We start from the raw sequence: 14304 nt of genomic DNA on the forward strand, positions 1-14304 counted from the left end.
TTCTAGGGTTTTTCATGACGCGCTACATATTCGTCACGGGCGGTGTTGTTTCTTCATTGGGGAAAGGCATTGCCTCGGCTTCCCTGGCGGCCATCCTGGAAGCGCGGGGGCTCAAGGTCACCATGCTCAAGCTGGACCCATACATCAACGTCGATCCGGGCACCATGAGCCCGTTCCAGCACGGTGAAGTATTCGTCACGCACGACGGCGCCGAGACCGACCTCGACCTGGGCCACTACGAGCGGTTCATCCGCACCACGATGACCCAGAACAACAACTTCACCACTGGCCGCATCTACGAGCACGTACTGCGCAAAGAACGCCGTGGTGATTACCTGGGCGCGACCATCCAGGTCATCCCGCACATCACCGACGAAATCAAGCGCCGCATCATCAAGGGTGCCGGTGACGCCGATGTCGCTCTGGTCGAAATCGGTGGCACTGTGGGCGACATCGAGTCGCAGCCGTTCCTCGAGGCCATTCGCCAGTTGCGTGTCGAAGTCGGCTCCAAGCGCGCCATGCTGATGCACCTGACGCTGGTGCCGTACATCGCCACTGCCGGTGAAACCAAGACCAAGCCGACCCAGCACTCGGTCAAGGAACTGCGCTCCATCGGCCTGCAGCCAGACGTGCTGATCTGCCGCTCCGACCACCCGGTCGATGCTTCGTCGCGTCGCAAGATCGCGCTGTTCACCAACGTTGAAGAGCGTGCGGTGATTTCGCTGGAAGACGTCGACACCATCTACAAGATTCCTGGCGTGCTGCATGCTCAAGGCCTGGACGACTTCGTCGTCGAGCGGTTCGGCCTGCAGTGCAACAGCGCAGACCTGTCCGAGTGGGACAAGGTGGTCGATGCCAAGCTCAACCCTGAGCAGGAAGTCACCATCGCCATGGTCGGCAAGTACATGGAGCTGCTCGATGCGTACAAGTCGCTGATCGAAGCGATGAGCCACGCCGGCATCACCAACCGTACCAAGGTCAACCTGCGCTACATCGACTCCGAAGACATCGAGAACCAGGGCACCAGCCTGCTCGAAGGTGCCGATGCCATTCTGGTTCCGGGCGGCTTCGGTCTGCGCGGCGTCGAAGGCAAGATCACCGCGGTGCAGTACGCCCGTGAGAACAAGGTTCCGTACCTGGGTATCTGCCTGGGCATGCAGGTCGCGGTCATCGAGTTCGCCCGTAACGTGGTGGGCTGGAAAGACGCCAACTCCACCGAATTCGACCGCAACAGCGGGCACCCGGTTGTCGGCCTGATCACCGAGTGGGCAGATGCCACCGGCGCTGTCGAAACCCGTACCGAAGCTTCCGACCTGGGCGGCACCATGCGTCTGGGCGCCCAGGACTGCCAACTGGCGGCCGGCTCCAAGGTGCACGACTGCTACGGCAAGGACGTGATCACCGAGCGCCATCGCCACCGCTACGAAGTGAACAACAACCTGCTGCCACAGCTGGTTGAAGCCGGCCTGCAGGTTTCCGGCCGTTCCGAAGACGGCGCGCTGGTAGAAGTGGTCGAGTCCAAGGATCACCCATGGTTCGTCGCCTGCCAGTTCCACCCGGAATTCACCTCCACTCCGCGTGACGGTCACCCGCTGTTCAGCGGCTTCGTCAAGGCTGCCCTGGCGCAGAAGAAAAAGGCCTGATTCATGACTCAGAAGATCATTCGCGTCGGTAACATCGAGATCGCCAACGACAAGCCGTTCGTCCTGTTCGGCGGCATGAACGTTCTGGAATCCCGTGATCTGGCCCTGAAGGTCTGCGAGGAATACGTGCGGGTTACCGAAAAACTCGGTATCCCCTACGTGTTCAAGGCCAGCTTCGACAAAGCCAACCGCTCGTCGGTCAGCTCCTATCGCGGCCCGGGCATGGAAGAAGGCCTGAAGATCTTCCAGGAGATCAAGCAGACCTTCAACGTGCCGGTGATCACCGATGTGCACGAGCCGTACCAGTGCCAGCCGGTCGCCGAAGTGTGCGACATCATCCAGTTGCCGGCTTTCCTGTCGCGCCAGACGGACCTGGTGGTGGCAATGGCCAAGACCGGTGCGGTGATCAACATCAAGAAGGCGCAGTTCCTGGCGCCGCACGAGATGAAACACATCCTCGCCAAGTGCGTCGAGGCCGGCAACGACCAGCTCATCCTGTGTGAGCGCGGTTCGAGCTTTGGCTACAATAACCTGGTCGTCGACATGCTCGGCTTCGGCATCATGAAGCAGTTCGAGTACCCGGTGTTCTTCGACGTCACCCACGCGCTGCAAATGCCCGGTGGCCGTTCCGATTCCGCCGGTGGCCGCCGTGCCCAGGTTACCGACCTGGCCAAGGCCGGCATGAGCCAAGGCCTTGCCGGCCTGTTCCTCGAAGCCCACCCAGACCCGGACAACGCCAAGTGCGATGGCCCGTGCGCCCTGCGTCTGGACAAACTGGAGCCGTTCCTCAGCCAGCTCAAGCAGCTGGATGACCTGGTGAAAAGTTTTCCGACGGTAGAAACCGCGTAAAGCGCATTTCTCGGGTAAAGTACCGCCCGTTCCACCCCTGACCATCAGGTCAGGGGCTCCCTTCGCCAGGCCTGCCCGTGCCATGTCGCCTGGTGAACGGCAAGAATTCCCAAAAGTTGCGTTGTTTTCGTCAATTCTGGAGTGCTTACAACAATGGCAAAGATCGTCGACATCAAAGGTCGTGAAGTTCTCGACTCGCGTGGCAACCCCACCGTGGAAGCCGATGTGCTGCTCGACAACGGCATCATCGGCAGCGCTTGCGCGCCGTCTGGTGCTTCCACTGGCTCGCGCGAAGCGCTGGAGCTGCGTGATGGCGACAAGAGCCGTTACATGGGCAAGGGCGTGCTGAAGGCTATCGCCAACATCAATGGCCCGATCCGTGACCTGCTGCTGGGCAAGGACCCATCGGACCAGAAAGCCCTGGACCGCGCCATGATTGACCTGGACGGCACTGAAAACAAAGCCAAGCTGGGCGCCAACGCCATTCTGGCTGTTTCGCTGGCTGCCGCCAAAGCCGCGGCTCAGGACCAGGACCTGCCACTGTACGCGCACATTGCCAACCTGAACGGCACCCCGGGCCAGTACTCCATGCCGGTTCCGATGATGAACATCATCAACGGCGGCGAGCACGCCGACAACAACGTCGATATTCAAGAGTTCATGGTGCAGCCGGTTGGCGCCAAGACCTTCTCCGACGGCCTGCGCATGGGCACCGAAATCTTCCATCACCTCAAAGCTGTGCTCAAGGCCCGTGGCCTGAACACCGCCGTCGGCGACGAAGGCGGCTTCGCGCCGAACCTGGCTTCCAACGAAGACGCCCTGGCGGCCATCGCTGAAGCCTGCGAAAAAGCCGGCTACAAACTGGGCACCGACGTGACCCTGGCACTGGACTGCGCGGCTTCCGAATTCTACGAAGACGGCAAGTACAACCTGTCCGGTGAAGGCAAGTCGTTCGACGCCGAAGGCTTCGCTGACTACCTCAAAGGCTTGACCGAGCGCTTCCCGATCATCTCGATCGAAGACGGCCTGGACGAGTCCGACTGGGCTGGCTGGAAAATCCTGACCGACAAGATCGGCGAGAAAGTCCAGCTGGTGGGCGACGACCTGTTCGTTACCAACACCAAGATCCTCAAGGAAGGCATCGAAAAGGGCATCGGTAACTCGATCCTGATCAAGTTCAACCAGATCGGCTCGCTGACCGAAACCCTCGAAGCCATCCAGATGGCCAAGGCTGCCGGCTACACCGCCGTGATCTCGCACCGTTCGGGCGAAACCGAAGACTCCACCATCGCCGACCTGGCTGTGGGTACCGCTGCGGGCCAGATCAAGACCGGTTCGCTGTGCCGTTCCGACCGCGTCAGCAAGTACAACCAACTGCTGCGCATCGAAGAGCAACTGGGCGCCAAAGCCGTTTACCGCGGCCGTGCCGAGTTTCGCGGCTGAGCAAGAGATGGTAAAAAGGCAGCAGCCGGGGTGGCCTGAACGTTCGTACTGAATTTTCAGGCCTTTCCTACGGGTTTCTGTCGATGAAGCCTGGCCTCGGCCAGGCTTCTTGCTATAGGAAGCTCGCTGCGGCGGCCTTTACACCTGGATACCTTCATGCGCAGTCCTTATTGGTTGTTTCTTGTTCTGCTCCTGCTGCTCGGCGGCCTGCAATATCGCCTATGGGTCGGTACTGGCAGCCTTGCGCAAGTGACCGAGCTCAAGCAGCAGATTGACGAACAGCATGCCGAGAACGAACGGCTGCTGGAGCGTAATCGCGTGCTCGATGCCGAAGTGCTGGAGCTGAAGAAAGGGATGGAGACCGTCGAAGAACGGGCTCGTCATGAACTGGGGATGGTCAAGGACGGCGAGACCCTCTACCAGCTGCCGCAAAAATGACCCACCCCTTGCCGGCCTTCTGGGCCGTGATCCCTGCTGCGGGCGTTGGTGCCCGTATGGCGGCCGACCGTCCCAAGCAGTACCTGATGCTGGGCGGGCAGACGCTTATCGAGCATAGCCTCGACTGTTTTCTCGATCACCCCACGCTCCAGGGCGTTGTGGTGAGTATTGCCGATGACGACCCTTACTGGCCCGGCCTGCGCTGCGCCAGCGATGGGCGTATCCGTCGTGCCAGCGGTGGTGCTGAGCGTGCCGACTCGGTGCTCAATGCCTTGCTGCTGTTGCATGCCCAGGGCGCTGCGGATGATGACTGGGTGCTGGTGCACGATGCCGCCCGGCCCAACCTTGCGCGCACTGACCTGGACCGGCTGTTGGCCGAGCTTGCCGATGACCCGGTGGGCGGCCTGTTGGCGGTGCCGGCGCGTGACACCCTCAAGCGTGCCGGGGCCGATGGCCGGGTCAGTGCCACTATTGACCGCAGTACCATCTGGCAGGCCTACACACCGCAGATGTTCCGCCTTGGCCTGTTGCACCGAGCGCTGGCTGAATGCCTGGTGGCGGATGTGGCGGTGACCGATGAATCCTCTGCCATCGAATGGGCCGGCCACGCGCCACGGCTGATCGAAGGGCGCAGTGACAACATCAAGGTGACTCGGCCAGAGGATCTTGAGTGGTTGCGCCAACGCTGGGCTGGGCGGCGCTAGGGGGTCGCCGGTAATGGCCTCACCGCGGGGCAAGCCCGCTCCCACGCCCATAAGACATTTGTGGGAGCGGGCTTGCCCCGCGGTGAGGCCATTACAAGCTTATGAACCCGCCCGATACTCCGGCAACTGCGCCAATTCTTCCTTCATATAGTCCACCAGCCGCCGCACCTTCGGCGACAGGTGCCGCTGCTGCGGATACAGCGCCCAGACGGCCGTATTAGGCGGCTGGTGCGCCTCCAGCAACGACACCAGTGCACCGCTGTGCAGGTGCTCAAGCACGTAATAGTCTGGCAACTGGCACAAACCCATCCCCAGCAACGCCGCATCTAGCACCGCCTGGCCACTGTTGCAGCGCCAGTTGCCCTGAACCCGCTGGCTGACCTCCCGCCCATCCTGCTGCAAGGCCCACAGGTCGGTGCTGCCAATCAGGCAGTTGTGCCGCGCCAATTCCGACACGCTATGGGGGCGCCCGTAGCGTTCCAGGTAAGCAGGCGATGCGCACAGGTACATGCGCCGCGGCGCCAGGCGCGTTGCCACCAGCCTTGAGTCTTGCAGGCGCCCCAGGCGAATGGCCAGGTCCATGCCTTCGTGCAGCAGGTCGAGGGTGCGGTTGCTCAGCTCGACCTCAACGCGCAACTGCGGATACTGCGCCATGAAGCGCGTCACCAGCGGCACGATGAAGCGCTCGCCATAAGCCACCGCGCAGGTCATGCGCAACAGGCCCTTGGGTTCGCTGGCCAGGTCGCCCATGGCGCGCAGGGCTTCCTCGCGGCCGTCCTGCAGGCGCTGGCAATGCTGCAGGAAGGTCTGGCCGGCCTCACTCAACGTGACTCGCCGGGTGCTGCGGTACAGCAGGCGTGTTTGCAGGCGTTCTTCAAGGCGGGCGATCTGCCGGCTGATATGTGAGGACGACACCCCAAGGCGCTCGGCCGCCGCCGTGAACTGCCCGGACTCGGCCACCGCGACGAACTCGTCGATGCCTTCCCAGCGGTTGCTCATTGATTGTCCCTGTACAGCAATAATGTTTTTTATCCGGCTGGATTATTCATCAAAAGGCGATGAATTACACTGCTGGACTGTTATCGACATTCTTTTTGGAGACCTTTGATGATCAAGTCCCGCGCCGCTGTAGCCTTCGAAGCGAAAAAAACCCTGGAAATCGTCGAAGTCGACGTCGCCATGCCCAAAGCCGGTGAAGTGCTGCTGCGCGTCGTCGCCTCCGGTGTGTGCCACACCGATGCCTATACCCTGTCGGGCGCCGATCCTGAAGGCATCTTCCCGTCGATCCTGGGCCACGAAGGTGGCGCGATCGTTGAAGCAGTGGGCGAGGGCGTCACGTCGGTGGCGGTGGGCGATCATGTGATTCCGCTGTACACCCCGGAATGCGGCCAGTGCAAATTCTGCCGCTCGGGCAAGACCAACCTGTGCCAGGCCATCCGCGCCACCCAGGGCAAAGGCTTGATGCCGGACGGCACCACTCGCTTCAGCTATAAAGGCCAGCAGCTGTTCCACTACATGGGCACCTCGACCTTCTCCGAGTACACCGTGCTGCCGGAAATTTCCGTGGCCAAGATCCAGAAAGAAGCACCGCTGGAGAAGGTCTGCCTGCTCGGCTGTGGCGTCACCACCGGGATTGGCGCTGTGCTCAATACCGCCAAGGTCAAGCCGGGCGATACCGTGGCCATCTTCGGCCTGGGCGGCATCGGCCTGTCGGCGGTCATTGGTGCGGTCAAGGCCAAGGCCTCGCGCATCATCGCCATCGACATCAACCCGGCCAAGTTCGAAATTGCCCGCCAGCTCGGTGCCACCGACTGCATCAACCCCAAGGAATACGATCGCCCAATCCAGGAAGTCATCGTCGACCTCACCGACGGCGGCGTGGACTTCTCGTTCGAGTGCATCGGTAACGTGCAACTGATGCGTGCTGCACTGGAATGCTGCCACAAGGGCTGGGGTGAATCGGTGATCATCGGTGTTGCCGGTGCCGGCCAGGAAATCGCTACCCGTCCGTTCCAACTGGTGACCGGCCGCGTCTGGCGTGGTTCGGCATTCGGCGGTGTGCGCGGGCGCAGCGAGCTGCCGAGCTATGTCGAAATGTCGCAAAAGGGCGAGATCCCGCTGGATACCTTCATCACCCACACCATGGGCCTTGAAGACATCAACAAGGCATTCGACCTGATGCATGAAGGCAAGAGCATCCGTAGCGTTATCCACTTTTGAGGCTGCTGCCATGACGCTGGAAAACATCTCCTGTCAGAAAAGCTTCGGCGGCTGGCACAAGCGCTACCGGCATGCCTCCAAGGTGCTCGGTTGCGACATGGTGTTCGCCGTGTACCTGCCGCCCCAGGCCGAGCAGGGCGCGAAGCTGCCGGTGCTGTACTGGCTGAGCGGCCTGACCTGCACCGACGAAAACTTCATGCAGAAGGCCGGCGCCCAGCGCCTGGCCGCCGAGCTGGGCTTGATCATCGTGGCCCCCGATACCAGCCCGCGTGGCGAGCAGGTGCCGGGCGACCCGGATGGCGCGTGGGATTTCGGCCTGGGGGCGGGGTTCTACCTCAACGCCACCCAGCAGCCGTGGGCGCAGCATTACCGCATGCATGATTATGTGGTTAGCGAACTGCCTGCACTGATCGAGGCGCACTTCCCGGCGTCCGATCAGCGCAGCATCAGCGGCCACTCCATGGGAGGGCATGGTGCACTGGTGTGCGCACTGCGTAATCCTGGGCGCTATCAGTCGGTCTCGGCGTTTTCGCCGATCAGTAACCCTATGGATTGCCCGTGGGGCGAAAAGGCCTTCAGCCGCTACTTGGGCGAAGACCGCGCGCGCTGGCGCGAGTGGGATGCCAGCGTGCTGCTGGCCGAGGCGAGCGAATGCCCACCGCTGTTGGTCGACCAAGGCGACCGCGACGACTTCCTGCAAAAGCAGCTCAAGCCAGAAACCCTGGAGCAGGCCGCACGCAAAGGTGGCCATGGCATCACGCTGCGCCTTCAGCCAGGCTACGACCACAGCTACTACTTCATCGCCAGCTTTATCGATGAACACCTGCGCCATCATGCCGTGGCACTTGGCCGGGTGTAGCCGGCGGCTGCCAGGCGCAAGCTTCTAGCTTCTAGCTTGCCCCCCGCAGCGGCAAATGCAGGTAGAATCACGCCCTGACTCAATCAGGGCGTTTTTTATGCGTATTGGCCACGGCTACGATGTGCACCGTTTTGCCGACGGTGATTTCATTACCCTGGGCGGGGTGCGTATCCCCCACAAGTTCGGCCTGTTGGCCCACTCCGATGGCGACGTGCTGCTGCACGCGCTCAGCGATGCCCTGCTCGGTGCGGCGGCGCTGGGTGATATCGGCAAGCACTTCCCGGATACCGACCCGCAGTTCAAGGGCGCCGATAGCCGAGTGCTGTTGCGGCATGTGGTGGGCGTGGTGCGCAACAAAGGCTGGAAGGTCGGCAACGTCGACGCCACCATCGTTGCCCAGGCGCCGAAAATGGCCCCGCACATCGATACCATGCGCCAGCGCATCGCCGAAGACCTGCAGGTCGATCTCGACCAGGTCAACGTCAAGGCCACTACCGAAGAAAAGCTCGGCTTCACCGGCCGTGAGGAAGGGATCGCCGTGCACGCTGTCGCCCTGTTGCTGCCCGCATGAACGAACTTGAACTGTTGGGCCCGCGGGCCTTTGGTGACGCGCTGGGTAGCGCGGTGCTCAAGGCGGTGGCCGAAGATTTCCAGGTCGATGAAGTGCTCGACATCCCGCTGTCCGGGCAGGGCGAGCACTTGTGGCTATGGGTCGAAAAGCGTGACCTCAACACCGAAGAAGCTGCTCGCCGCCTGGCCCGCGCTGCTGGTGTGCCGGCGCGCGCCATCAGCTACGCCGGCCTCAAGGACCGCCAGGCCCTGACCCGTCAGTGGTTCAGCCTGCACCTGCCAGGCAAGGCCGACCCCGACCTGTCGCGCGCCGAAGATGACACCTTGCGCGTACTCAAACAGGTACGCCACCAGCGCAAGCTGCAACGTGGCGCCCACTCGGCCAATGGCTTCACCTTGCGTCTGACCGGTCTGACCGCCGATCACCCGGCGCTCGATGCCCGCCTTGAACAACTCAAAGCCCACGGGGTGCCCAATTATTTCGGCAGCCAGCGTTTTGGCCATGCCGGCGGTAACGTCCACGATGCCCAGGGCTGGGCCGCGCGCCAGGCCTTGCCGGAGCAGCGCAATGTACGTTCGCGGCTGCTGTCGGCTGGCCGCAGCTACCTGTTCAACCAGGTGCTTGCCGCGCGTGTGGCAGATGGCAGTTGGCAGCGCGCCCAGGTCGGTGACCTGCTGGCGTTTACCGACAGCCGTAGTTTTTTCCCCGCGGGCGAGGCGGAGTGTTGCGACCCGCGCCTGGCGATTCTTGACCTGCATCCAACCGGGCCGCTGTGGGGCGAAGGCCCGTCGCCCACCGCTGGCGCCACCTTGGCCGTGGAGTCGGCGGTGGCCGAACGGCACCCGGCGCTGTGCCAGTGGCTGGCGCGGGCGGGCATGGATCAGGAACGGCGCATCCTGCGGCTCCCTATTGGGCGGCTGACGTGGCATTATCCAGAGCCTGATATCCTGCAACTGGAATTCGTCCTTCCGGCCGGATGCTTCGCCACCGTCGTGGTGCGCGAACTCGTCGATCTGGTGCCGGTAGGGCAGACGGACAGCCCATGCGTATTCTGATTTCCAATGATGACGGTGTTACCGCCCCCGGCCTTGCTGCGCTGCATGCAGCGCTGGCCGATTACGCCCAGTGCACGGTCATCGCACCTGATCAAGACAAAAGCGGTGCCGGCAGCTCGCTGACGCTGGACCGGCCGCTGCATCCGCAAACGCTTGCCAACGGCTTCATCAGCCTCAACGGCACGCCGACCGACTGCGTGCACCTGGGGCTTAATGGCCTGCTGGCACACACGCCCGACATGGTGGTGTCCGGCATCAACCTGGGCGCCAACCTGGGTGACGATGTGCTTTATTCGGGCACCGTCGCAGCCGCCCTCGAGGGGCGTTTCCTTGGCGGAACTTCGCTTGCGTTCTCGCTGGTGTCGCGTCAGCCCGACAACCTGCCGGCAGCTGCCCACATCGCCCGGCGCCTGGTCGAGGCGCAGGCGCGTCTGGAACTGCCGCCGCGCACCGTGCTGAATATCAACATCCCCAACTTGCCGCTTGAGCACATCCGTGGCATCCAGCTCACCCGCCTGGGGCACCGGGCGCGTGCGGCGGCGCCGACCAAAGTGGTCAACCCACGGGGCAAGGAAGGTTACTGGATTGCCGTTGCCGGTGACGCCGAGGACGGCGGCCCGGGCACTGATTTCCATGCGGTGATGCAGGGCTACGTGTCGATCACTCCGCTGCAACTGGACCGCACTTTCAACGATGCCTTCGAGCGCTTCGAGGGCTGGCTGGAGGGCGTGCTCTGATGCGCGAACAGGACGATCTGATGCGCCGAGGGATCGGCATGACCTCGCAGCGTACCCGTGAGCGGCTGATCCAGCGGCTCTGCGAGGAAGGGGTGTCCAACACCCAGGTGCTCGAGGCCATCCGCCGTACGCCGCGCCACCTGTTCGTCGACGAGGCGCTGTCGCACCGCGCCTACGAAGATACTGCGCTGCCCATCGGCCACAACCAGACCATCTCACAGCCGTTCATGGTTGCACACATGAGCGAACTGCTGCTCGAGGCCGGCCCGCTGGACAAGGTGCTGGAGATCGGTACCGGTTCCGGCTACCAGACCGCCATCCTCGCCCAGCTGGTCGAGCGGGTGTTCTCGGTCGAGCGTATCAAGGTGCTGCAGGATCGCGCCAAGGAACGCTTGCTCGAGCTCAACCTGCGCAACGTGGTATTCCGCTGGGGCGATGGCTGCGAAGGCTGGCCGGCGCTGGCACCGTACAACGGCATCATCGTCACTGCCGTGGCCCCTGAAGTGCCTCAGGCACTGCTCGACCAACTGGCACCTGGTGGGCGGCTGGTCATACCGGTCGGCCCGGCGGGGGAAACCCAACAGTTGATGCTGATCGTGCGCGAAGAGCATGGTTTTTCGCGTCGGGTACTGGGCGCAGTGCGCTTTGTGCCGCTGCTCAACGGCCCCCTGGCATAAGCAACAACGCCGGAATATTTGCACCACAGACGAATTCCTGCGCACCAGCCCTGTCTATTCGGCGAGGCTGGCGCTTATCGCAGCACACACTGGGCCACCGCATCAGCGCGGCTCGGTTATAATTGCAACAATATTGCATTTCATATTGTTATTTTTCGGCACCATGAGGGGAGCGCGGGTGGGTCACACAGTCGTTCGGCAGCGCAAGGATCGTTCGGTTTTGAAGCTTCTGGTGATTGCGCTGGCCATGGGAACCCTGTTGGCCGGCTGCTCGAGCACAGGCTCCAGCGGTGCGCGGGTGGTCGACCGCAATAACGCGGCGCCCAAGCGCCCCACCGTCACCTCCGGCCAGCACACCGTCAAGCCAGGCGATACGCTGTTCTCCATCGCGTTTCGCTATGGCTGGGACTACAAGGAACTGGCCGCGCGCAACAACATTCCGGCCCCCTATACCATCCGGCCGGGCCAGGCGATCCGTTTCAGCAGTGCCGCAGGTGGCAGCACAACGGTCTCCTCCAGCCCCTCTTCGTCGAGCAAGACAACGGTCATTCGTCGGCCAGTTGCCACTACTGCGCCCGCTTCGAATAATGGCAAAACTGCCAACACCGCGACTTCCTCGTCGACGCAAACGGTTGCAACCGTACCGGCTGCAGAGCGCGCCGTAGGCGGCTGGACGTGGCCGGCAAACGGCGTGCTGATTGGAAAATTTGCTTCAAACGGTAGTTTGAATAAAGGCGTTGATATCGCCGGGGATTTGGGACAGCCTGTTTTTGCTGCGTCTGATGGAGCAGTGGTTTACGCCGGTAGTGGATTGCGGGGCTACGGCGAGCTGATCATCATCAAGCACAACGATACCTACGTCAGTGCCTACGGTCACAACCGCAGGCTTTTGGTTCGGGAGGGGCAGCAGGTCAAGGCAGGGCAGACAATCGCAGAAATGGGGTCTACGGGCACTGATCGGGTGAAACTGCATTTTGAGATTCGCCGCCAGGGCAAACCCGTCGATCCGCTTCAGTTCTTGCCACGCCGTTGATCCTGTTCCGGCCTGTTCCTTGGATGTAGAGGGGACAGGCTCCAGCGCTGCCACGGAAGGGTGACGCTCGAGTCTGAGTTCGAACTCAGCAAAGGACTATAACAATGGCTCTCAGCAAAGAAGTGCCGGAGTTTGACATCGACGATGACCTCCTCCTGATGGAGACCGGCATCGTTTTGGATACGGATGTGGTGTCAGACGAACCTGTTGCACCGGTTCGAACTAAGTCAAAACAGAGCGCATCGCTCAAACAGCACAAGTACATCGACTACACCCGGGCGCTTGATGCGACCCAGTTGTACCTCAACGAAATTGGCTTCTCGCCCCTGCTTTCGCCAGAGGAAGAAGTGCATTTTGCGCGGCTCTCGCAAAAAGGCGACCCAGCCGGCCGCAAGCGCATGATCGAAAGCAACCTGCGCCTGGTGGTGAAAATCGCCCGCCGCTACGTCAACCGCGGCCTATCGCTGCTAGACCTGATCGAAGAAGGCAACCTTGGCCTTATTCGCGCCGTAGAAAAGTTCGACCCTGAACGCGGCTTCCGCTTCTCGACCTACGCCACCTGGTGGATTCGTCAGACCATCGAGCGGGCGATCATGAACCAGACCCGCACCATCCGCCTGCCGATCCACGTGGTCAAAGAGCTCAACGTCTACCTGCGGGCTGCGCGGGAACTGACGCAAAAGCTCGACCACGAACCGTCGCCTGAAGAAATCGCCAACCTGCTCGAAAAACCGGTCGCGGAGGTCAAGCGCATGCTTGGGCTGAACGAGCGGGTATCTTCGGTTGACGTGTCCCTCGGGCCGGACTCCGACAAGACCCTGCTCGACACCCTCACCGATGACCGCCCCACTGACCCATGCGAGCTGCTGCAGGACGACGACCTGTCGCAGAGCATCGACCAGTGGCTGGGCGAGTTGACCGACAAGCAGCGTGAGGTGGTGGTGCGCCGCTTCGGCCTGCGCGGCCACGAAAGCAGCACCCTTGAAGACGTTGGCCTGGAAATCGGCCTGACCCGTGAGCGGGTGCGGCAGATCCAGGTCGAGGGCCTGAAGCGCCTGCGTGAGATTCTCGAGAAGAACGGGCTGTCCAGCGAGTCGCTGTTCCAGTAATTCGCCCGGCAGTCGAAGAGCGCCCCGATCATATCGGGGCGTTTTCGTTTGCGGCGGCCTGCACTTGTTGCTGGGCAATTGCTCGACCCCGATAAATCTCTTGGTGGCGAGCGGGCTAGCCCCGAAACCACCTGAGTGGTTGGCAGTAAATGGTGAAATATGTGCTTATCCACCGTTGTTGCATGATGTGTAAGCTTTTGCTTACTCGTGACGTAGGAGAACGGCGTAAGGGTTAGTAAATCAATGTCGTTTCCAATGCCTGTAATTTCACAAGTGATTGAAATTTAGAGGATTTATTGATTTAACAAATCGTGTCACAAGTATTTCCCCGAGAAGTTCACCCCTTGAACGCCGCGTGAAAGCCGCTAGTATTCGAACTGTGTCCAGGGACAGACACAGGCTTTCAGGATGAAGGCCAAGGACATCGCAAGACGCGATTCATCAGGACGATGAGTGGGATATACAGGGACTACGGAAAAAATGTGGGCGGGTCATACCGCCCCTTTTTTTGCCTGCAGAAAACGAAAAAAGGCCCTTGCGGGCCTTTTTCGTTTCTGGGCGCTTAGCGCTCCAGGTCGGCAACCTTGCCAGGCTTGCCATCCCACTCTGCAGCGTCAGGCAGCGCGTCTTTCTTCTCGGTGATGTTCGGCCAGATCTCCGCAAGCTCTGCGTTGAGCTCGATGAAGTTCTCCATGCCAGCAGGAATCTCATCCTCGGAGAAAATGGCCTGGGCCGGGCACTCAGGCTCGCACAGCGCGCAGTCGATGCACTCGTCCGGGTGAATCACCAGGAAATTCGGGCCTTCGTAGAAGCAGTCCACCGGACAGACTTCCACGCAGTCGGTGTACTTGCATTTGATGCAGTTGTCGGTGACGACGAAGGTCATTTCTAATTTTCTCCTCAGGCGACGGCAGCGTGCCCTTCCTTGCAGGGCAGCGCGGTTCGCGATTGTGGCTGCAGGCCAGG

Annotated in this window: 15 protein-coding genes; 13 read left to right on the forward strand and 2 right to left on the reverse strand. The window is 61.7% G+C overall.

What is annotated here, in order from left to right; genetic code table 11:
* Positions 1-14 precede the first annotated feature (14 nt).
* The 5 genes from HU720_RS01665 to ispD all read left to right on the forward strand — a co-directional run bounded on the left by HU720_RS01665 (position 15) and on the right by ispD (position 5077).
* Positions 15-1643 (forward strand): CTP synthase, encoded by a 1629-nt coding sequence (locus tag HU720_RS01665; RefSeq protein ID WP_186516773.1) that lies wholly within the window; start codon positions 15-17, stop codon positions 1641-1643.
* Positions 1644-1646: 3 nt separating this feature from the next.
* Positions 1647-2492 carry a 3-deoxy-8-phosphooctulonate synthase gene (gene kdsA / locus HU720_RS01670; protein WP_186516776.1) on the forward strand — a complete coding sequence of 282 codons (846 nt, stop codon included), beginning with the start codon at positions 1647-1649 and terminating at the stop codon, positions 2490-2492.
* 153 nt (positions 2493-2645) lie between these two features.
* On the forward strand, positions 2646-3935 hold the full coding sequence (gene eno, locus HU720_RS01675) for a phosphopyruvate hydratase (protein WP_186516778.1): 1290 nt from the start codon (positions 2646-2648) through the stop codon (positions 3933-3935).
* A 156-nt stretch (positions 3936-4091) separates the two neighbouring features.
* A complete protein-coding gene (ftsB, locus tag HU720_RS01680; RefSeq protein WP_186516780.1) occupies positions 4092-4373 on the forward strand; it encodes a cell division protein FtsB in 282 nt (93 codons plus the stop codon).
* Positions 4370-5077, forward strand: coding sequence for a 2-C-methyl-D-erythritol 4-phosphate cytidylyltransferase (gene ispD / locus HU720_RS01685; RefSeq protein WP_186516782.1), 708 nt, complete (start codon positions 4370-4372; stop codon positions 5075-5077). Before ftsB ends, ispD begins: the two co-directional genes overlap by 4 nt.
* A 99-nt stretch (positions 5078-5176) precedes the next feature.
* On the opposite strand, the gene HU720_RS01690 is transcribed toward ispD, so the two are convergent.
* Positions 5177-6076: a LysR substrate-binding domain-containing protein gene (locus HU720_RS01690; RefSeq protein WP_186516784.1), complete on the reverse strand. Its 900-nt coding sequence runs from the start codon at positions 6074-6076 to the stop codon at positions 5177-5179.
* Between the two features lie 108 nt (positions 6077-6184).
* Between HU720_RS01690 and HU720_RS01695 the strand changes: the two genes are divergently transcribed.
* The 8 genes from HU720_RS01695 (at position 6185) to rpoS (ending at position 13338) form a co-directional block, all read left to right on the forward strand.
* Complete coding sequence (locus tag HU720_RS01695; protein ID WP_186516785.1) at positions 6185-7297, forward strand: S-(hydroxymethyl)glutathione dehydrogenase/class III alcohol dehydrogenase; 1113 nt, start codon at positions 6185-6187, stop codon at positions 7295-7297.
* A gap of 10 nt (positions 7298-7307) precedes the next feature.
* The gene (gene fghA / locus HU720_RS01700; RefSeq protein ID WP_186516786.1) at positions 7308-8156 is read left to right on the forward strand and encodes an S-formylglutathione hydrolase; all 849 of its coding nucleotides are present in this window, start codon (positions 7308-7310) and stop codon (positions 8154-8156) included.
* A gap of 97 nt (positions 8157-8253) precedes the next feature.
* A complete protein-coding gene (gene ispF / locus HU720_RS01705) occupies positions 8254-8727 on the forward strand; it encodes a 2-C-methyl-D-erythritol 2,4-cyclodiphosphate synthase (protein ID WP_186516787.1) in 474 nt (157 codons plus the stop codon).
* Positions 8724-9782 carry a tRNA pseudouridine(13) synthase TruD gene (gene truD / locus HU720_RS01710; protein ID WP_186516788.1) on the forward strand — a complete coding sequence of 353 codons (1059 nt, stop codon included), beginning with the start codon at positions 8724-8726 and terminating at the stop codon, positions 9780-9782. Before ispF ends, truD begins: the two co-directional genes overlap by 4 nt.
* Positions 9770-10519 carry a 5'/3'-nucleotidase SurE gene (gene surE / locus HU720_RS01715; protein ID WP_186516789.1) on the forward strand — a complete coding sequence of 250 codons (750 nt, stop codon included), beginning with the start codon at positions 9770-9772 and terminating at the stop codon, positions 10517-10519. The genes truD and surE overlap by 13 nt, the downstream gene beginning before the upstream one ends.
* Before the next feature lie 38 nt (positions 10520-10557).
* Entirely contained in the window at positions 10558-11196 is a 639-nt protein-coding gene (locus HU720_RS01720) for a protein-L-isoaspartate(D-aspartate) O-methyltransferase (protein ID WP_186516980.1), read from the forward strand.
* A 178-nt stretch (positions 11197-11374) separates the two neighbouring features.
* A complete protein-coding gene (locus HU720_RS01725) occupies positions 11375-12229 on the forward strand; it encodes a peptidoglycan DD-metalloendopeptidase family protein (protein ID WP_186516790.1) in 855 nt (284 codons plus the stop codon).
* Between the two features lie 104 nt (positions 12230-12333).
* A complete protein-coding gene (gene rpoS, locus HU720_RS01730; RefSeq protein WP_186516792.1) occupies positions 12334-13338 on the forward strand; it encodes an RNA polymerase sigma factor RpoS in 1005 nt (334 codons plus the stop codon).
* A 562-nt stretch (positions 13339-13900) separates the two neighbouring features.
* On the opposite strand, the gene fdxA is transcribed toward rpoS, so the two are convergent.
* Positions 13901-14224: a ferredoxin FdxA gene (fdxA, locus tag HU720_RS01735; RefSeq protein WP_186516795.1), complete on the reverse strand. Its 324-nt coding sequence runs from the start codon at positions 14222-14224 to the stop codon at positions 13901-13903.
* Positions 14225-14304 lie beyond the last annotated feature (80 nt).

Source organism: Pseudomonas sp. SWRI51 (genome assembly GCF_014268825.1).
GTDB lineage: Bacteria > Pseudomonadota > Gammaproteobacteria > Pseudomonadales > Pseudomonadaceae > Aquipseudomonas > Aquipseudomonas farsensis.